We start from the raw sequence: 18819 nt of genomic DNA, 5'->3' as shown, positions 1-18819 counted from the left end.
TTATTGGTCACCCACTATTTAGCCAACTTTCAAGCAAGGAGCCCACATAGTCAGACCCAAGCATGTGACCTCGACCTGGAACCAAATGCACTTTAATCCTGACAGCGTTGCAAAATTCTACAAGAGCCTGCGGTCCTGCTTGCCAGTCTTCCTCTCCGACATGCACCTCAATGTTGTCAGGCTTAGGAAATCCACCGGCTTGGGCCGTCTGCATCAGCGCATCCGCCCTAGGAGGATAAAACCTCATGCCAGTTGCGCCTTGCGCGGTGGCACCAATCACAGGGGAAAGGAGAAGCACCCGGCCTGGAAACGGCTCCAGCACAAGCTGCGCATGAAGGAACAGATAGCCCCCGAATGAGTTTGCTATGACCCGCGCCTCTGGCCTCCAGAACCCCTCGACCAAGTCCTGTTTGACCGCATCGACCTGTTCGCCGAAGCGTAGTTTCTTGAAGGCCCCGATAGTCTCCCGACCACTAAGCGCAAATCCGCGCCGCAATAATTCTTCGCCAAGACCTGCATCAAGCCGACCGCCCATGCCAGGCAGATAGTAGATTTCACCGGTAGCCCTGGTAAGCTCCGAGCCCCCGTTCACCATGAACCGTCCGAAACCTTCATGCCTTTGATTTTCTTCACCAAGTAATCGAGTTTCGATTTTTCTTCTGGCCAAGCGTCTTCGCGCTTGGCTTCTGCGATCGCCTTTACCGATTTTATGTTCCCGAGGGCCTTTGCTCCCTCGATAGCCTGGCGATCGCCGTCATAGTAGTCGAACCAAGGCAGGCCAGCCTTGCTGTAAGCTTCTGCCGAAATCGGTGAGAGCGGCGGCTCTTCGCCAGTAATAGACATCCACTGCTCAGCATTCGCGAGCATGATGAAACAGCGCTGGCTATTTGCCAGGTCCCAAGCATCCAAACCATACTCATCATCATAGATTTCTTGGCGCATTGAGCCGCCCATGCCGAGCCCCATTTCCATAGAGGCAGGCGCCTCACAGGCCATCATCATGTTGACGCCAAACCGAATTGAGGACACTTCCTCGCGCTTTGCCTTGAGTTCTTCGTAGACCTCCTTCTTCATCGGGATAGCCTCAATCTGGATGCCGCCGACATCGCTCTCAGGATCAATCTGTTCTTCGACAGTATAGCCCTTGCCCAAGGGCATAGCGACGAACTGCCGAACCTTACCTTTCTCCACATTGAACCCATCGAGCCAGGGTTGTTCGGGAAGGACGACGTAATTCTGTGGATCTTGACTCAGGCCATCCGCCCATTTTTCACCGGAGACAGCGTTGATTTTTCCGGCGCCAATCTTCAGCGCGACTGGTAGCGCGGGCCGCCCATAGCCAAGGCTGCTGAAGTTCAGCCAAAGTGCATCCGTCTGAAACATCGGCATGATGACACCGCCGCGCGCTTTGCGGCGATTGCTCGAGCCGAGATCAAAATCTTCGATGTGACGGAGCGGAAAGCGCCCCAGCCCCGGCGGCAGGTGATAGTCGTGGCCGTCGTCTGGCAGGCGAAGCGTCCGTTGGAAATCGATGCGGATGCCCGCATCATCATCAACATGCGGAAAACGAAATACCAACTGTTCATGTTGAAGTGTAATCATGTCGACCTCCTACCAGTCGCCGTCCGTGACCTGCCGAACGATGCTCAGAATTGCGTGATCAGGCTGCGTCTTCAGCTGCCGAAGGAGCTCCCCGATCAGTTGCGGGCGCTTTCGGATAATGGCCTGAAGGTCGCTGGAGACCTTCCCTGCCATCGCCAAGAGTAAGTCAGGATCCTCACCAAGGGCTTCTGCAAGTGCCACTATCTTTGCCTCTGATGGCGGCGGCGCCACGTCGCGCTCAATCTTGCTCAAGAAGGCCGGCTCCACACCGATCCTCAATGCCACCTGACGCAGGGACATAGATTTGTCCTCGGCGTTCAGCGCCTCCCTGCGTGTTCGCACATATGATCCAAAACTCTTCATGTGTAGTGTGTAGTAACTACTACACGACATGTCAATAGTTAGCCGGACAGCGTTGACTGCCGGCCATAGAATAGAGAGCCTATTCGTCGAAAATCTTCCCGCGAACTTCTCGCACATGTTTGCAGTTGCCACGATAGGCGAACCCCTGACAGGTGCATTCCAAATGTCCGGCTCGACCGAAGGTCACGAGGTAGCGCGCAGATGGGTCTCTCGAACTGGTAAACTCCCACTGCCCTGTTTCCCCAAGCGGACTGGTGTCAGCAGTGGCACGCGGTTGGGCCGCTGCCAGTTTCTCAATCCGTTGCGCCACATCGCCAGTGGCACGCGCTGCTCGGGCCTCCTCCATCAATGCAGGGGCGAGGCGGCGGAGGCCGTCTTGGATTTCACGCAGGATGCTTGTGTCCGGAAGTTCCTCAGCTTCCACGGCTGCAATGAGCTTCATTTTCTGATCCAGCAGGGTGGCTATATAGCCGTCCAGAGTGCCGTCGGCTGTGAAATACTCAACCGTCACCTGGCGGGTTTGTCCCAAGCGGTAGCAGCGGTCCTCTGCCTGAGCATGGTTTGCAGGGACCCAGTCCAAATCTTGGAAGATCACATGTGTGCCAGCAGTCAGTGTGATGCCAACGCCGCCTGCAATAATATTGCACAGTGCGACTTTGACGGTTTCGTCCTGTTGGAACCGGTCAACAGCGGCGATGCGTTTTTCGGCTGTATCAGCACCGGTGATCGTGATCGCAGTATCGCCTAGCTTAGCCTTGTGGCGTTCAATGCCTTCGCTGAAGCATGTGAAAACAACCACCTTCTCGCCGCTTGCCACCACGTCCCGAATGCGTTCTTCGACGGCTTTTTGCTTCGCCTTGTGCAACGCAGTTCTGACCTTGGTCAGGCGAGCCAAAAACTCAGTGTCGTTGGGCTTTGAAGGATCAGTTCCCGAATACCAGGTGACGAACGATTCCACTGCGTTAAATGCTGCAGCGCTGCCCGATATATCCACTGGCACCCAGCTGCGGATCTTGGGCGGTAGATCGAGCACGTCTTCTTTTTTCCGTCGGATAGAGACTTCCTTCAGCAATAGGTTCAGCTCATCGAGATTCGAAGCACCGGTCGTTACCCAGCCATAATCGTTGCGATAGGCGTCACAGTACCGCTTGGCATAAGACAAAAACGATCTTGCTGAAGGGTGGCCAACGCAGCGCAACAAGTTGAACAGGTCTTTCGGCCTGTTCGTCATCGGCGTCCCAGTCAACAGGAATACGAAGTCTGGACCAAGAACTGGCGCTCGAGCTTCAGCCTGAACACCGAGCAATTTCAGGCAGTGGTTGGTACGCTGGCTGGCGTTTCTGATGAAATGCGCTTCATCAAGGATCACGCCTGACCAGTTTACGCCATGCAGGCGCTCGGCATGCTTGCCGAGAATGTCGTAGTTCAGAACGATCCAACGCGCGTCATCAGGTGTTTCACGATCAACACCAAGCACCTCTACTGAGGCCTCGGGGTCAACAAGCTGGATTTCTCGTTTCCAGTTCAATTTTAGCGACGCTGGACACACGACGAGGATCTTCCCCGAAGGAGCGCCGACTTCCATGGCAACAATAGCTTGGCGGGTTTTCCCAAGACCCATGTCATCTGCTAAGATGACGCGGCGCTTCGAGAGCAAAAAGGCCACCCCATCAGATTGATGTGGATAAAGACTGCCGGAAGCGACCTTGTCGATCTGAGCGGCAGACTGAGCGAGAGACTTCACAAAATCGGACATTTTTCTCTCCCTATCTTCAAATGTGACTTGCCATGAACTCTGCGCGGGCCTCCGCGTAGTCTTCAGCACGCTTCGCTTTCACTTGGTCCAGCGCCAAGCCTGATACGAAACCCGTTCTGCCAACCTGTTCGCGGATGGCGAGCTCCCTGACATGGTCTCGCTCCTGTTGCGATCGATCGAGCGGCTTTTCCCAACTGACATCATCGCGGCCAAAATGACCAAAAGCAGCCGTGCGAAGGTAGCTTGGCAAGCGCAATTGCAGGCGTTCGATGATCTGGGCTGGTTCGAAGAGCCCATACAAATCAATGCCTTCCAGCTGATATCGTTTGGCAATTTCATGACCTTTCGCATCACCGGTGGGCAAGAACGCAAAACTGACAGGCCTTGCTTCACCTATGGCATAGGCCACCTGTACTTCACAGCTGTCCGCCCAGCCCCGGCTGACCACATCCTTGGCGAGTTGGCGCGCGGCGTAGGCTGCCGACCGATCCACTTTGGTTGCGTCTTTCCCCGAGAACGCACCGCCCCCATGTCGAGCGGATCCGCCGTAAGTATCCACAATGATCTTTCGCCCCGTCAGACCTGCATCAGCGGCAGGCCCTCCCATGTGAAACGTCCCTGCGGGATTGATGTGGAGCCGCACATTTGGTCGCCAACGGTCGCCCAGCGTTGGCTTGATGACGGCATCGATAACCAGTTCGCGCAAAGCACGGAGACCAAGACTACTGCGATGCTGCGTTGACAAGACAACGTCCGTGACCTCTCGAGGCAGGCCGTTTTCGTAGAGCACCGTCACCTGAGCTTTTGCGTCAGGACCCAGCCCCGAGCCCGCTTCAGACCGCCGCAGACTGTGATGCGCGCGCATGAGCTGATGAGCGAGCGTAATTGGAAGAGGCATAAGCTCTGGCGTTTCGTTACAGGCATATCCAAACATGATGCCTTGATCGCCTGCGCCGGTTTCGTCGCCATCGACGCCGAATGCGATCTCGGCGGACTGCCTAGAGATCGCCTCGATGACTTGGAGGCGTTCAATCGACAAACCCCAAGCAGGATCGTCGTATCCGATGCGAGCCAGGATATCTTTGGCGATTTCTGGGGCGTTAATGCGCGCTCGCGAGGTGATTTCTCCGAAGAGAAAAAGTGTGTGGTCTTTGATAGAGGCTTCGATAGCCACACGTGATGCCGGATCCTGCAGGAGGCACTCGCTTAGGATCGCGTCTGAAATCTGGTCACAAACTTTGTCTGGGTGCCCAGCAGAAACGCTCTCAGACGAAAATGGGTAAAGTTGGTTCATGGTCTTTCCTCTCTTTAGTGCTTTAGCCATCTGGCAGGGCGCACAAGCTGATGTTCAAATGCCCGGGTGTGTTACGGTTGGTCAGGATTTGAGGCCTGATCTGGTTAGGTCGAAAACAAAAAACCCTCCTTCGTTTCCGAGGAGGGCTGACGACGCTAACGACCTTTAGTTGCCTAGGGCCGCATCCCCTCTCGGGAAACCACCTTGCCGGTCTTGGCAGGTTGGCGCGGGCGTCAGCCCAGCTCTTGATGCATTTAGTAATAATATCAAAAGCCGACGGCCTCGTCAATCAAGCACCCTCCGGCGGTCTGCGAAAAATTGTCGGATGGCGTCTATGACCGCGTCATCTGTCCCGTTCATCTCTTGGATGTTGGTGATTTCTTCGGCGGCTCGACCAAGGGTCATCCATTGGGTCTTTTCTTCCGCCGCTGGCAACCACTTTGATCGCAGGTAGTCGCGGAACCGCGCGGTCTCCTCAGTAGTCAAAAGTTCGGGGCTATGAAACGCGACCAAACGGTTGCCCAGTTGACGAAGGCGACGATCAGACAGGCTGGAAACGATCTCTTGGCGACGTGGCCAGTCAGCGTGTTGAAACTCCCCAAGCAGGTTCTTGTCAGCGTTTGAATAAAACTCGCCGTAGATCAGTTCCTCAACCGGCTTCGGTGGCGCCTCAGGATCATCAACAAAGCGCTCAGCCATCGCCTCCCCAACCCTGCTTCGAAATTCTGGTGCGGCTGCAATAACTGCGGCGCGCCGCTGATGTTCGGGACTGGGCTCTGCCATGCTCAAGAGCGCCGGCGCCTTGTTGGTCGACACGCTACGGATGACTTTGGGGGACGCATCAACCGCCGCGAAGAGCGCCTCGTCGGATGCGCTCAATAGATCCGCAGGATTAGCGGCATCTAGGTCGAAGAATGCTGCCCGTGTATTGTTCCCTGGGGTGTAGCCGCAAAAGACTCCCGTGTAGGCACGGGGTTCGCCCCCTCCAAAGCGAAGGACCAACTCCATCGGCTGAAAGGTTTCGAGTTTGGCTTGAACTTCCGTTTTATGGGCAGTGGACAAGAGTTCTGCCCAGAGGCTTGGGTTTCTGTCAGCTATCCGGCGGGCGATGTGGATCGTGGCTTCCACATCTCCAAGTGCGTCATGAGCGTTGTGGCCATTGAACCCGTTGGCGGGGGCTAGTCGGTCGAGCTTGAAGCTCTGCCGCCCGGCTTCATCTTGGGGCCAGGCCAGAAGTCCGGGGTCTCGCACGTAGGCTGTATAAACAGCCGTCATAATGTCGAAGCGGGTATTGCCGTTGAACTGGGTGGCGTAAATGCTCGGCGACAGGTTCTGATAGAAGGTCTGCCGCAGCACCTCCTCGTCGAATTTCATTGTGTTGTAGCCAACCCAAATCGCCGGTGCCCACTGCTCTGTCAGTGCAACGACCTTCTGAGAGAATTCAAAAAGGGATGGCAGGCTTGGGTCCGTCAGTTGATCAGGCGTGACCCCTGTAACGATCAAAGCCTGCGGCGATGGCAAAATATGGGGAGCTAAACGGCAGCGAAGGTTCACACGCTGCTTCTCCACGAAATGTTCATCCGTCAGGATCGCTGCGAATTGCAGCGGTTGGTCGTACGCCGGGGAGATCCCTGTGGTCTCTAAATCGTAAAAAACAAAATCCACCGCTAGCGCTTTCGGGCGAATGAAAAGGACCCTAACTGCTCTGGCGTGATGGTACGCCAGATGCTCTGCCGGCTGATCCGCTGCCAAAGAAACTTTGGGTGCGCTGCCAGATATAACCAGTAACCTTTGCGACCAAGCGTTTGCCGGCCGACACCGCTGAGGCAGCCGTCATCACGGAAATCCGCCGTGTCCTGCGCACGCCAGAAACCACGGCACAGGTCATAGCTGCACTGGACCGCGAGGATATACCCGAGGCAGAGGCCATCGAGGCGCTCCAACAGTTTCCCAAGCTTTGGGATCAGCTCTTTCCGGGCGAACAGGCCCGCATCATTCAGTTGCTCGTCCGGCGCGTCACAGTGACCGCTGAAGGCCTAGTGATCGACTTGCGGACCGACGGGATAGCCGGTGTCATGCGGGAGATGATGACCCCACGCCAGCTTGAGGCTGCGGAATAATGGCCGCGCCCGACACCATCCAAGTCTTCGTCCCCCTCAAGCTCCGCAAGAAAAACGGGCGGCCCAAAATCATGCCGCCCGCCGATTACCTGCCCAGCGAGGATAACACCCAAGATCCGCATATCCTGCGTGCCATCGGCCGCGCATGGTCCTGGCGGCGGCGGATGGAAGCCGGAGAGTTCGGCACAGTGCGCGACCTGGCAATCGCCGTGAACCTCGCAGAGCGCCATGTCAGCAGGCAGCTGCGGTTGGCATATCTCGCGCCTGAGGTCTTGAAACGACTGGTGTTTCGGCGAGAGGTATCTGCCGTGACCGTGATGCAGCTGTCAGAGTGTGCGGGCTTGCCTTGGGCCGATCAGGCTGGCGTGGTGTTTGCGGAGGACGGCGGCGCGAAGTGAAGGGCCGAATGCTGGATGACCTCTGGACTGGTCTTGAAGCACTTGAAAGGCGAGCGTTTGGTCATGCAGGGACGCTAGCCAGCGCCCTGCCCCTCCTCAAGACAAGTTCCTCTGACAATACCCTTGTTTCTTCGCTTGGTGACGACGCTCTCAAGCACCTCGCCTTCATGATCGACAGCTCGCCAGAGGTAGTGCCGCTCACCGTTGATTTTCACGAAGACCTCGTCCACGTGCCATTGCCATGGCGAAAACGCACGCAGTTGCTGAACACGTCGCCGGCGGATCTCGGAGGCAAACATCGGCCCAAACCTGTTCCACCAGAACCGGATGGTTTCATGGCTGACGTCGATGCCGCGTTCGTGCAGTAAATCTTCGACATTCCTCAGCGACAGAGGAAATCGGACATAAAGCATCACGGCCAGGCGGATGATCTCAGGACTGGTTTTGAAATACTTGAAGGGGGAGCGTTTGGTCATAACCTGACGCTAGTCCGCTCCCTGCCCTGCCTCAAGCAAAGTTCTTCTGACACAGCCGTCCCCAGGGTTCGGCTATCTGAACCGCCGCACCTTGCCTCACTTGAAACGCGAGCGTAGCGCATTGCTCAGCATGTCCACCAGCGTCACGCAGCCCAGGATCACCAGAAGCAGCGCCGCGACCTGCGGATAATCCAGCAGCCGCAACGACCCGACAAGCTCGGTGCCGATTCCGCCTGCGCCAACCATGCCCATTACAGTGGACGCACGGAAATTGTACTCCCACCGATACATGCTGACATCGGCGAATTGCGGAAAGACCTGCGGAAACACCCCGTGCAGGATCACCTGCATCCGCGTCGCCCCCGAAGCTTCGGTCGCCTCGATCGGGGCCGGATGCGCGTGCTCGATCGCTTCGGCGAAGAACTTGCCGACCATTCCAACCGAATGCAGCCCCAGGGCCAAAACACCCGGCAGCATCCCGAAACCGACAGCGGCGACAAAGATGATGCCCAGGATCAGCTCCGGGATCGAGCGCAGCGTGTTCAGCACGAAGCGCGCAATCTGATAGGCGATCCTGTTGGGGGTCGTGTTGCGCGCGGCAAGAAACCCCAGCGGCAGCGACAGCGCGATGGCCAGCGCCGTTCCGGCGATCGACATGGCCAGCGTTTCCAAAAGCGGGTCGATCCAATCCCGCCAGCGTCCGAAATCGGGCGGGAGCATCTCGGTGACCAGGACGCCGATCGCCGGCAGGCCCTGCGCCAGGCGGTCTCCGTCTAGCATACCGGTCAGCCAAAGCGACAGGATGACAATGGCCAGGACGCCAAGAATTTGAAGAAACAGGATGCGCCGCCCCTTGCTGTCCTCGGCGAGGATCATCTCGGGATCGGTCAAGGTCGATGTATCGGTCACGGGGCGGCGCATGGTGCTGTCCTTCGGTCGCTGGCTTAGTTGGACTGGAGGTTCTTGCGGATGTCGCGGATGATGTCGTAATCCGCATCCGTGATCGCGGCAAAGCCATCGGCCTTGAACGGCTTCAACACAGCGTCTCCAGCCTCGGTGCCACGCTCAAGCGACAGGAACGCGTCCTTGATGCCCTGCTCCAGCTCTTCGGTCATGTCGGTGCGCATAACCCAAGGATATTGCGGAATGTCGGCGGAATATCCGATCACCACCACCTTGGCCGGATCGACCGTGCCTTTCGCCACAAGGCTTTCGAAAATTGGGCGGCTCAACCCGCCGACAGCGGCATTGCCCAGTTCGACATTGCGCGCCACGGCATCATGCGCCCCGGTGAAGTTCTGCTTGTAATCGTCGCCTTCCGTGACGCCTTCCAGCATCATGGTGTATTTCGGTGCGAAATGGCTCGAGGTGGACGCCTGGTCGCCGAAGGCCACGTCGATCCCGCTGCCTTCGATATCGTCGATCGAATCGATGCCGCTCTCGACATTCGCGATCAGCACGGATTGATAGGTGGTGCTGCCATCCTTCACACGGGCCGCGAAGGGCTCGATATCCAGGTCGCCACCTTCCATCTTGGCCTTTGCGATCGTGTAAGAGGCCGGCCCGAAATAGGCGACGTCGACACGTCCGAAACGCATCGCTTCGATCATCGACGAATAATCGGTCGTCACGATCAGCTCGATATCCTTGCCCAGGGTCTCTTCCAGGTAGGCAGCCAGCGGCTTGTTATTCTGGATGACGGTGGCAGCGTTTTCGTCCGGCAGCAGGGCGACGCGCAGCGTGTCGGGGTCGTGATCACCCGCCGCAAAGGCCGCGGTCGTGCCCAGAAGCAGGGCGGTAAAGGTCAGGATCGTCTTCATTTTGGGTCTCCTAGGGTTGATGAAGTCAGGTGGCGCTGTCCGCGTGCGCGCCGTAGATGCGCGTCAGAGCGGTGTCGGTCAGGGTTTCGGGCGGGCCGTCGAACACGATCCTGCCCCCCGCGAGGCCGATGATCCGGTCGGCATAGGCCTTAGCGAAATCAAGCTGGTGCAGGCTCACGATCACCGGGATGCGATCCTCGCGGCAGACATCGCGCAGGATGGTCATCACCCGGTTCGATGACGCCGGATCGAGCGACGCGATCGGTTCATCCGCCAAGATCAGCTTGGGCTCCTGGGTCAGGGCGCGCGCGATGCCGACCCTTTGCTGCTGGCCGCCCGACAGGCTGTCGCAGCGGATAAGCGCCTTGTCGAACAGGCCCACGCGCTCGAGGGACTGCAGTGCAAGGCGCCGCTCGGCCATGGAAAACCCGCTCATGCTGCTCCATAGGGAATGCCGGCCAAGACGCGAAATCAGGACGTTCCGCAAGGCGCTCATGCGCCCGATCAGCTGATGCTGCTGGAAGATCATCGCGGTATCGCGGCGATGGGCACGGATATCCGCAGCCGTTTCCAGCGCGCCATGTCCCTTGGCCAAGATCGTGCCGGCGGTGGGGCGCGTCAGCATGTTCAAGGCCCGCAGCAAGGTCGACTTGCCGGCACCCGACGGCCCAAGCAGGATCGTCAACTCACCATCCGAGAATTGGCAGGTCGTCTCGTGCAGCGCCCTTGTGCCGTTTGGGTAGACCACCTCGATTCCGTGCAGGCTCAAGATATCGGTTGCGGCAAGCTTTGGTGACCCGTCCATGGTATCGATTCTCCATCGTAGTTACCTTTCGATAAGCAATATTTATGACAATTTTATTACATATTGCGATAACGCGGAAATCCTGCTAGCCAAACTCCACATTGCCCGGAGGAATGCTGATGAAGCCCAAGATCGTGGTCCCGAACTGGATCGAAACCGAAACCATCGCGCGCCTTCAGACGGTTGGCGATGTCGTGGCCAATACCGAACGCGAGCCTGTCTCCCCCGATGCCCTGCGCGCGTTCTGCGGCGATGCGGCTGCGGTCATGGCCTTCATGACCGAATGTATCGATGATGATTTCCTTGCCGCCTGTCCCGATCTCAAAATCGTGGCCGGGGCCCTGAAGGGCTTTGACAACCTCGATGTGGCCGCCTGCACCCGTCGTGGTGTGCTGGTCACCTATGTTCCGGACCTCTTGACCGAACCGACGGCGGAACTGGCCCTTGGCCTGATGATCGCATTGGCCCGCAACATGCGTGCCGGTGACAGCTATGTCCGCTCCGGCGCATTCGCCGGCTGGCGCCCCCGCTTCTACGGTGGCAGCATTCAGGGTGCCACGGTCGGCGTGATCGGCGCAGGTGCGGTAGGCCGCGAGACGATGCGCCTTCTGTCGGGCTTCCGGGGAAGCCGTCTCTATTTTGACGAAGAACGTCTCGATCCGACCACGGAAAAAGCGCTTGCCGCCCAATATGCGCCGCTGGACACGGTCTTCTCGACATCTGATTTCGTCGTGCTGGCGCTGCCCCTCACGCCCCGCACCCTGCATATCGTGAATGCCGATTTCCTCAAGCGCATGAAGCCCGGTGCCTACCTGGTCAATCCGGCGCGCGGATCGCTTGTCGATGAAGCGGCGGTCGCTGCGGCCTTGAACGCGGGCGATCTTGCCGGATACGCGGCGGATACCTTCGAAATGGAGGATTGGCACAGGCCGGACCGGCCGCGCCGGATCCATCCCGATATCCTCGCCAGCGACCGTACGGTGCTCAGCCCGCATATCGGCTCGGCCGTCACCGATGTCCGCCGCCAGATCGCCGCCTCCGCCGCCGATTGCATCATCACCACCCTCAAGGGCGGCTGCCCCCGGAACGCGCTCAACCCCGAGGTTCTGGGTCGATGAACATCACGCTCCTGCACAGTTTCGTGGCCCTCGCCAAAGCAGGCAGCTTTCAGGCCGCCGCCGAACGAATCGGCATTGCGCAGCCGACATTGTCGCAGCACCTGAAGAAGCTCGAAGGCGATCTCGGGGCCGAGCTGGTCAGCCGCAACCACGCGGGCAGCCGCCTGACCCCGGCTGGCGCGCGTTTTCTGCCGCATGCCCAGCAGGTTCTGGCCTCTGCCACCCGGGCGCGCGATGCGGCACTTTCCGACACGCTCAAGATCGGCTGCAGTGGCAATATCGCCTCGTATGTCATGCCGCAGAACCTGGCGGCCTTTCTGGCCACCCAGGACACCAAGATGCTGTGGGAGGTCGTATCGGCCCCGAATCCCAAGATCGCCGAGATGCTCCTGACCGGTGAGGTTGACCTTGCCGCGATGGAATGGCCCCTGTCGCATGCCGCCGTGTCCGCAAGGGCCTGGGCCCACGAAGAGATGGTGATCATCCTGCCGCCGGACCATGCCTTTGCCACCAGGCCCGAGATCAGCTTCGACGAACTCAAGACGCTTCGCATTCTGGGCGGTGAACGAGGCACGGGGACGGGCACGCTCCTGACTGAAGCCCTTGGCCCGCAGGCGGCAGAGTTGAACACCGTCGGCAACCTTGGCTCGACCGAAGCGGTCAAGCGCGCCGTGGCCGCCGGCTTGGGGGCGTCCATCGTGCTGGCGCGCTCGGTCCGGTCAGAAGTGGCCTCAGGCGATCTGGCGATCTGCCGCCTGAAAGGCAAAGCGTTGACAAAACCTTTCTATCTCGCGATTCTCAAGGACAGTGCCGCAGCCGTCCCCGCCGCGCGCATGTTGGATTTTCTGATCCCCGAACACGCATAGGCCGATCGTCGGCCCGCCAAGATCGCCTTTTGGATGCTCTCCCTGAGCGTGGTGTGGTTCTGGGTGAGGTGGTCACCGGCGATGTTCGGTTAAGGTCTGGTTGCTGACACCAACCCAAAATCGAGAGGACCACCGATGACCACTGACATGATGAACCTGCGCGACCTCGTGGAGATGAGCTAGCCGCGCAGCTGAAATCATCTCTAACCTCCCATTAGATGCAAAGCAGAAAACGAAACCGCGCGGCCAAATGTTATCGCCCCAAACCCCGTTCCTGGAGGAAGCGCATCGAGTCATGGATCCGGCTCTTATCGCGCAGTTCAAGCAACAGCCGTGGGCGCTGCTCGAGTGACGCCACTGCACGAAACACCGCGTCCCAGCGGATTGTCCCTTCGCCTAAGCTCCAATGACGGTCTGCATAGCCATCCGCATCCTGTAGATGTACATGCTCTAGCATAGCCCCAGCATCTTGGATAAAGTAATCCACCGGTGGTGCACCTGTTGAATTGTGAGCGTAATGCGCATGCCCAGTATCCACAGACAACTTCACACGTTCCGATTCAAAGCTTTCCGCTAATCTACGCCGTTCTGCCGGATCAATATCCATAATATTTTCGATCACCAAAGTAACGCCTTGGCTTTCTGCACGCTTAACAACCCTAGCTAGCGTGTTGAGCAGCCTCATTTAACCGGTCCGAGTTTATAGTTAGTGCATATTTGGCCTCTGATCCATTTGTATGATGACTTCAGGAGCGGGCGGGCGATAGCCCAATGCACTGTGCGGTCTCTTTGTGTTGTAGTGCTGTCTCCATTTTTCAATGATGATTTGGGCTTCTCGTAGCGTGTAGAAGACTTCGCCATTCAAAAGCTCATCACGGAACCTGCCGTTAAAGCTTTCGCAATATCCATTTTCCCACGGGCTTCCAGGTTCGATATAAGCTGTTTTTGCGCCAACAGCCGCAATCCAATCTCTGACCGCTAGAGCAACGAACTCAGGCCCATTGTCAGAACGAATGTATGCAGGTGGCCCATGCAAGATGAACAGATCTGTTAAGGCATCAATCACATTCGTGGAGTTCAATTTCCGCTCAACTTTGATGGTCAAGCATTCCCGACTGTACTCATCGATAATGTTTAAGGTTCGAAACGGTCTCCCGTCATCCGTTCTGCAGTGCACAAAATCATAGCTCCAAACATGATTGCGGTACTGGGGACGAAGACGGACGCATGAACCGTCATTCAGCCAGAGCCGCCCTTTCTTGGGTTGCTTAGGTGGAACTTTGAGCCCCTCTCGTCGCCACAGCCTCTCAATGCGACCATCGCTGACTGACCAACCCACCTCTCTCAGAAGGTAGGCCACTCTGCGATAGCCATAGCGGCCATACCGTCGGGCAAACTCAATCATATCCGCAACAAGTCTCTCTTCATCCGCACGCCCTTTTGGGGGATTACGTTGTGTGGATCGATGTTGCTCAAGCACACGACAGGCTCTGCGCTCTGAAACATCCAATTGCGTGCGAACATGATCAATACATGCCCTGCGACGAGCGGGGCTTAGAAGTTTCGCTGCGCGGACCTACGGTTCCCCGTGCAGCTTCTCTTAAGATCAGCTTATCGAGTGTCAGATCAGAAACAGCTCTTCTCAGCTGTTCATTCTCTTTTTGTAGACGTTTAAGCTCTTTCAATTGATCAACGCCCATACCGCCATACTGTCTGCGCCAGCGATAATAGGTCTGCTCAACAACACCAATTTGTCTGATCGCATCAAGACGGGACAATCCTTGCCCAATCAACACTTCAACTTGACGTAACTTTGTAACGATCTCTTCGGGCTTTGGTCGTTTGTTTGCCATTCATGGTCCTCCGTTTCCTAAACATAGCAGTGGACCGGTTCAGTGGGGGAGGCTCAGTCTGGTCGCCGAACCGCCCGTCGCAACCGAACCGGCCGACGCGTTGGTCCCGGACCTACGTCATCGCCTTGCGTCCGACCCGCTGAGGCGCTGGACTCTCGACGAGATTTCGGATGGTGCAGGACTGTCCGCCCGAACGCTGCAACGCCGCCTGACTGATCAGGGGCTGAGCTTGTCCCGGCTGGTCGCCGAGGCGCGCCTGCAGGTTGCGGCGGGGTATTTGATCGAAAAGAGCGGCCCGAGCCTCGCAGAGATCGGCTTCCTTGCCGGATACTCCGATCAAGCGCACTTTACTCGTGCCTTTGCGAAGGGCGTGGGAACCTCGCCTCGTCGTTACAGGGAGGATTTCGGCAGTGCTTCGTCGTAGCCCTCATGATCGACTGCTTGAAGGTCGAAACCAACCCAGGGACAGTGAACTCGTCTGTTGCGGCATGTCGGGTCGCGAGATCGATACAAAAACAAAGACTTTGCCTAAGAAATACGGGCTGGTCACCAGGCTGAACAGCCACGCAAGCGGCCGGCTGTCGGGCGATCAACTTTGCGTCTATGTGGCCAACCGCTTTTATAATACCCTCGTTGAGGACTGAAAAGCGTCCACTGTTCGAGAGCGGTCGGTTAACCCTCGATACGCGTGCCAAAACGCTTCTCCATGACCATCTGCAATACGCCTATTCCCTCGTCGAAACATCCGCAGCGGCCTATGAACTGGAGTGAGCGGCTCGGCGCGGGGACGTATTTGGCACCCAACCGTATTTGAACCCGCTCTGAATTCAAACTTCCGACCGTCCTACGCCAGTCCCTCGGATTCGAAACGTATTTTGCTATCGGTTACACTTTCGAAAAGGGCGCTCGACCGAAATCTCCAAGATTCCGTAATTAAACGATATTTTGAAAGCGCCCCTCTGAGGGCCGGGGGCGCTCGATTAGAGACAAGTGCAGTTCCGAGACCGATTTTGACCGTTATGACAGTCTCTGAAGGGCGGTCACCATGACTAAACCCCTTTGAAACCAAAAGAAAAAAGGGGCCCGCGAGGGCCCATTATCGGTTTCGGTAAGTATAGGTGGCGGACAGACAGGGATTCGAACCCTGGAGACGGTTTCCCGCCTACACGCGTTCCAGGCGTGCGCCTTCGACCACTCGGCCACCTGTCCGTGAGGGGTCTCCTATAGGATTTCACCCCCTTTGTGCAACCCGTGAATTGACATCCCCCGCAGAGAATTTCACCGTAGCCCGAGATTAGGCAAACCCGATGCTGACGCGGCGGTTTTGGCGGCCTTTGTTTTCGATTTTAAGGATCTCCAATTTGCCGATCTCGCCCGTGCGCTCAACATGGGTGCCGCCGCAAGGTTGCAGGTCAATCTGCGCAGCCCCCTCGCCGATTTGCACAAGACGAATACGGCCCGCGCCGCGCGGGGGTTTGACCGAGAGGGTTTTGACCATCTCAGGCTTTGCATCCAATTCCGCCTCGGTGATCCAGTGCTGTGTTACGGGCAGGTTGCGATCCACCAATGCGTTAAGTTGACCTTGCAGGATCATACGCTCGGGCAAACTATCGGGAATGTCGAAATCAAGCCGCCCGCGTTCCGCGCCAATCGCCCCGCCTGTCACCCCATAAGGCAGCACAACAGACAAAAGATGCAAGGCGGTGTGCATGCGCATATGATTAAAGCGGCGCGCCCAATCAAGACGCTGCTCAACCGCCGCGCCAGATTTTGGCAAGGCCACGGGTTCGGCAGGCAAGAGAACAACATCCCCGCCCTCGCCCTTCATCGTGGTGGCGATGGCGATGCGCCCGCCCTCGTAATCCAACCACCCGCTATCGCCCGGCTGCCCGCCCCCTTGGGCATAGAAAATGGTTTGATCCAAGATGATCCCACCTGCATCCGTCAGCCCCTTTACAGTCGCAGGCGCAGTTTTGCGATAGGCATCTTCTAGAAATAAAAGCTCACTCATACCAGCACTCAAGATTTAGGGGCGGCAAGCGCCTCGGGGTTGCGCAGCCACAAATCACGCTGTGCGAATGGGATTTCGATACCTGCCTCGCGGAACCTGCGCAGCAATTCAAGGTTCATCTCGGATTTCACCGACAATAGGAAATTCACATCCCGCAGGATCGCGCGAATTTCAAATTCCAACGCATCTGCCCCAAAATTTACCATCAAGATGGTTGGTTTTGGTTTCAAGATCACCATCGGATGCGCCTCGGCAACCTCGGCCATGATTTTCATCACAAGCTGCGGGTCGCTGTCATAGGCCACCCCAACGGGCAAAATCAGGCGGCCTGTGTCGGAGGAATGGGTCATATTGGTGACCACCCCCGCAATCAAATCGGCATTCGGCACAATCAAATCGGAACGATCAAAGGTTTCAATGCGGGTCGAGCGCACGGAGATTTCACGCACATACCCCATCTGGCCATTGACCTCGATCCAATCACCCTCTTTGAACGGGCGCTCGATCAACAAAATGATCCCTGAGACGAAATTGGACACGATTGTTTGCAGGCCAAAACCGATACCGACCGACAGCGCACCAGCCACAATCGCAAGGGAGGACAGATCAATTCCTGCCGAGGTGATGGCAAAAAGTGCGGCCAAGAAAATACCAACATAGCCCGTTCCCGCCAAAATCGCGCTTTGACCGCCTTGGTCGATTTGGGTTTTTGGCAGAAGGTTATATCGCAGCGTGCTTTGAAGCGCGCGGGTTGCCGTATAGCCAATCGCAAAGACAATCGCGAAAATCAGGAAATTGCGAGGCGAAATCGTCACGCCGCCAATGGTGAACCCCGAGACAATCTGCGCCCAAATGTCAGATAATTGCGCGGGCCGCACCCCCCAGATCAGGGCAAAGGCGGGTAAGGAGGCCAAGACCAAGATAAACCCGATCAAGGTCGGGGTCAGAGCCTCGTCCAACCCCTCGCTGCGGCGGGTTAAGGCCCCGTAGGCATCAGTCACCACCCGCTGCAAGATGCCGAGAACCGCAAGCAAGGACAGGCTGAACAACATCGGCAAAAGGAAGGACGATCCTGCGGTGAAATACCCAACCCCTGCCAAAATCGGCCCCAAAAGACCAAGCGCCATGACCGCCAAAGACAGCGCGCGTGTCATGCGCAGCATCAGGGGGCGCGCGCCGTCCAACTGGGCTGAATTTTTGACATGAACGGCCAACAGACAGCCTAATTGCCACATCATCAGACCCGCCAAGACCACGATTGGGAAACTGATCACCAATCGGTCTGCGGAAGTGAAATTTTCGGTTTGTGCGACCTGCCCCACCAAAAGCCACAGCCCCACAATCGCCCCCAAAACTCGTGCCAAGCGGCGGCCTGTTGCGCGTGTCGCCTCGTCTAGGCGCAGAAGGGGGCGGTTGGTCTCATCGAGGGGGAAAACCTGCCGCCCAAGCCAAATCGCCGCCATAAAGCTGAGCGCCATCGGGGCGGCCATTTGCACCAACACCGCCGCGCGAAACCCGACCATGCCCGAGATCTGCACCGCATAGGCCAAGGCCCAAACCCCAATGACGGGCATGGCATGATGCAAAAGTGACAGACCTAACAGGGCAAGCCGCGCTGTGGGGGTTGGGCTTGGGCTGTGGTGCGTTTCCATCCACCGCCCCACAAACCCCCTGCCACGGGTCAAAAGAACAAGCCCCACAATCACAAAAATCGCCACAAGCGGCAGGTTCGCCCCAAGGGCGGATATCTGCGAAGGCGCCAGTGAGTAGGTTACGACCTCCTGCCCTACGGCAAAAGCGAAGCCAAGCAGTGTTGCAACCGCACTGGGCCAATTGGCGGGGTTAATCGGGGCGGGTTCAAGCTGCAACAAGGCGCCCGCCTGACGGGCGGCGATTTGCGCATCAATTTCCCCGATGAGGCCTTGCGCCTCGCGATGGGCCGCCTCCGCGCGCCGCGCGGGTGCCTCTGCATCAGTCAGGCGTTGGGTCAAATCCGCGCGTTGTGCGGCAATCGCCGCAGGCTCGACCTCCCCTTCTGCGGGGACAGGGCCAAGGGCCGTGATCTGTTCGCGCAATGTTGCGATGCGACTGGCATTGATATCTTGCGCGTCCAAAAACACCGTGCGCCACGTGACGATCTCAGCGCGCACCGCCTCAAGCATCGAGGTTGACGCGCGATCCCCGTCAATCATCACCTGCGCGCGCGCGCTCAGTTGTGACCACGCGGTGTAATCGGGCGGGTCTTGCGCCAAAACCTCGGCTGTGAGGCTAAGCCACAAGACCGCAAAAGCGATCAAAAGCCGCGTCAGGGCCAAACTTGGTCGTGCGAATGTCATC

General features: G+C 57.7%; 17 protein-coding genes, 1 tRNA gene, 2 pseudogenes and 2 riboswitches. Of the genes and pseudogenes, 5 read left to right on the top strand and 15 right to left on the bottom strand.

Annotated elements, in window-relative coordinates; all coding sequences use genetic code 11:
* Positions 1-7 precede the first annotated feature (7 nt).
* The 6 genes from AAC622_RS04610 to AAC622_RS04585 all read right to left on the bottom strand — a co-directional run bounded on the left by AAC622_RS04610 (position 8) and on the right by AAC622_RS04585 (position 6680).
* On the bottom strand, positions 8-595 hold the full coding sequence (locus tag AAC622_RS04610) for a hypothetical protein (protein ID WP_340260557.1): 588 nt from the start codon (positions 593-595) through the stop codon (positions 8-10).
* The gene (locus tag AAC622_RS04605) at positions 589-1602 is read right to left on the bottom strand and encodes a hypothetical protein (RefSeq protein ID WP_340260556.1); all 1014 of its coding nucleotides are present in this window, start codon (positions 1600-1602) and stop codon (positions 589-591) included. The genes AAC622_RS04610 and AAC622_RS04605 overlap by 7 nt, the downstream gene beginning before the upstream one ends.
* A 9-nt stretch (positions 1603-1611) precedes the next feature.
* A complete protein-coding gene (locus AAC622_RS04600; protein WP_340261435.1) occupies positions 1612-1965 on the bottom strand; it encodes a helix-turn-helix domain-containing protein in 354 nt (117 codons plus the stop codon).
* 79 nt (positions 1966-2044) lie between these two features.
* The gene (locus AAC622_RS04595; RefSeq protein WP_340260554.1) at positions 2045-3721 is read right to left on the bottom strand and encodes a DEAD/DEAH box helicase; all 1677 of its coding nucleotides are present in this window, start codon (positions 3719-3721) and stop codon (positions 2045-2047) included.
* Between the two features lie 16 nt (positions 3722-3737).
* The gene (metK, locus tag AAC622_RS04590) at positions 3738-5015 is read right to left on the bottom strand and encodes a methionine adenosyltransferase (protein WP_340260552.1); all 1278 of its coding nucleotides are present in this window, start codon (positions 5013-5015) and stop codon (positions 3738-3740) included.
* 4 nt (positions 5016-5019) lie between these two features.
* Positions 5020-5088: riboswitch (SAM riboswitch) on the bottom strand.
* 82 nt (positions 5089-5170) lie between these two features.
* Positions 5171-5272: riboswitch (SAM-I-IV-variant riboswitch) on the bottom strand.
* A 28-nt stretch (positions 5273-5300) separates the two neighbouring features.
* Positions 5301-6680 (bottom strand): exonuclease domain-containing protein, encoded by a 1380-nt coding sequence (locus AAC622_RS04585; RefSeq protein WP_340260550.1) that lies wholly within the window; start codon positions 6678-6680, stop codon positions 5301-5303.
* Positions 6681-6820: 140 nt separating this feature from the next.
* Between AAC622_RS04585 and AAC622_RS04580 the strand changes: the two genes are divergently transcribed.
* Together AAC622_RS04580 and AAC622_RS04575 are read left to right on the top strand one after the other, a co-directional pair.
* Positions 6821-7135: a hypothetical protein gene (locus tag AAC622_RS04580; protein ID WP_340260549.1), complete on the top strand. Its 315-nt coding sequence runs from the start codon at positions 6821-6823 to the stop codon at positions 7133-7135.
* Positions 7135-7533, top strand: a complete 399-nt coding sequence (locus AAC622_RS04575; RefSeq protein ID WP_340260547.1) for a hypothetical protein — start codon at positions 7135-7137, stop codon at positions 7531-7533. The genes AAC622_RS04580 and AAC622_RS04575 overlap by 1 nt, the downstream gene beginning before the upstream one ends.
* A 122-nt stretch (positions 7534-7655) precedes the next feature.
* Here AAC622_RS04575 and AAC622_RS04570 read toward each other — a convergent pair.
* The 4 genes and pseudogenes from AAC622_RS04570 to phnC all read right to left on the bottom strand — a co-directional run.
* Positions 7656-8009, bottom strand: a pseudogene (locus tag AAC622_RS04570) (IS6 family transposase); the annotation flags it as partial.
* Between the two features lie 96 nt (positions 8010-8105).
* Positions 8106-8930, bottom strand: a complete 825-nt coding sequence (gene phnE, locus AAC622_RS04565; protein ID WP_340260545.1) for a phosphonate ABC transporter, permease protein PhnE — start codon at positions 8928-8930, stop codon at positions 8106-8108.
* Positions 8931-8953: 23 nt separating this feature from the next.
* Positions 8954-9829 carry a phosphate/phosphite/phosphonate ABC transporter substrate-binding protein gene (gene phnD / locus AAC622_RS04560; protein ID WP_340260543.1) on the bottom strand — a complete coding sequence of 292 codons (876 nt, stop codon included), beginning with the start codon at positions 9827-9829 and terminating at the stop codon, positions 8954-8956.
* A 25-nt stretch (positions 9830-9854) separates the two neighbouring features.
* Positions 9855-10634, bottom strand: a complete 780-nt coding sequence (gene phnC, locus AAC622_RS04555) for a phosphonate ABC transporter ATP-binding protein (RefSeq protein WP_340260541.1) — start codon at positions 10632-10634, stop codon at positions 9855-9857.
* 119 nt (positions 10635-10753) lie between these two features.
* On the opposite strand from phnC, the gene AAC622_RS04550 reads away from it, so the two are divergent.
* Both AAC622_RS04550 and AAC622_RS04545 read left to right on the top strand, forming a co-directional pair.
* Positions 10754-11752, top strand: coding sequence for a phosphonate dehydrogenase (locus tag AAC622_RS04550; RefSeq protein WP_340260539.1), 999 nt, complete (start codon positions 10754-10756; stop codon positions 11750-11752).
* Positions 11749-12618 (top strand): LysR family transcriptional regulator, encoded by an 870-nt coding sequence (locus tag AAC622_RS04545; protein WP_340260538.1) that lies wholly within the window; start codon positions 11749-11751, stop codon positions 12616-12618. The genes AAC622_RS04550 and AAC622_RS04545 overlap by 4 nt, the downstream gene beginning before the upstream one ends.
* A 253-nt stretch (positions 12619-12871) precedes the next feature.
* On the opposite strand, the gene AAC622_RS04540 is transcribed toward AAC622_RS04545, so the two are convergent.
* Positions 12872-13303: a sugar phosphate isomerase/epimerase family protein gene (locus AAC622_RS04540; RefSeq protein WP_340260537.1), complete on the bottom strand. Its 432-nt coding sequence runs from the start codon at positions 13301-13303 to the stop codon at positions 12872-12874.
* A gap of 21 nt (positions 13304-13324) precedes the next feature.
* Positions 13325-14471 (bottom strand): annotated as a pseudogene (locus AAC622_RS04535) (IS3 family transposase).
* Between AAC622_RS04535 and AAC622_RS04530 the strand changes: the two are divergent.
* On the top strand, positions 14461-14895 hold the full coding sequence (locus tag AAC622_RS04530) for a helix-turn-helix transcriptional regulator (RefSeq protein WP_340260536.1): 435 nt from the start codon (positions 14461-14463) through the stop codon (positions 14893-14895). The pseudogene AAC622_RS04535 and the gene AAC622_RS04530 sit on opposite strands and share 11 nt — an antisense overlap.
* 695 nt (positions 14896-15590) lie before the next feature.
* On the opposite strand, the gene AAC622_RS04525 is transcribed toward AAC622_RS04530, so the two are convergent.
* The 3 genes from AAC622_RS04525 to AAC622_RS04515 all read right to left on the bottom strand — a co-directional run bounded on the left by AAC622_RS04525 (position 15591) and on the right by AAC622_RS04515 (position 18818).
* Positions 15591-15680 (bottom strand) — tRNA-Ser (locus AAC622_RS04525).
* Positions 15681-15765: 85 nt separating this feature from the next.
* Complete coding sequence (locus tag AAC622_RS04520) at positions 15766-16482, bottom strand: alanyl-tRNA editing protein (RefSeq protein WP_340260534.1); 717 nt, start codon at positions 16480-16482, stop codon at positions 15766-15768.
* Between the two features lie 8 nt (positions 16483-16490).
* Positions 16491-18818 carry a mechanosensitive ion channel family protein gene (locus AAC622_RS04515; RefSeq protein ID WP_340260533.1) on the bottom strand — a complete coding sequence of 776 codons (2328 nt, stop codon included), beginning with the start codon at positions 18816-18818 and terminating at the stop codon, positions 16491-16493.
* Between the last annotated feature and the right edge of the window lies 1 nt (position 18819).

The sequence above is a fragment of the Roseobacter sp. HKCCA0882 genome, from assembly GCF_037805225.1.
Taxonomy (GTDB): Bacteria; Pseudomonadota; Alphaproteobacteria; order Rhodobacterales; family Rhodobacteraceae; genus M30B80.
The sequence above is the reverse complement of the archived record's forward strand: the minus strand, read 5'-3'. Positions and strand labels throughout refer to the sequence as shown.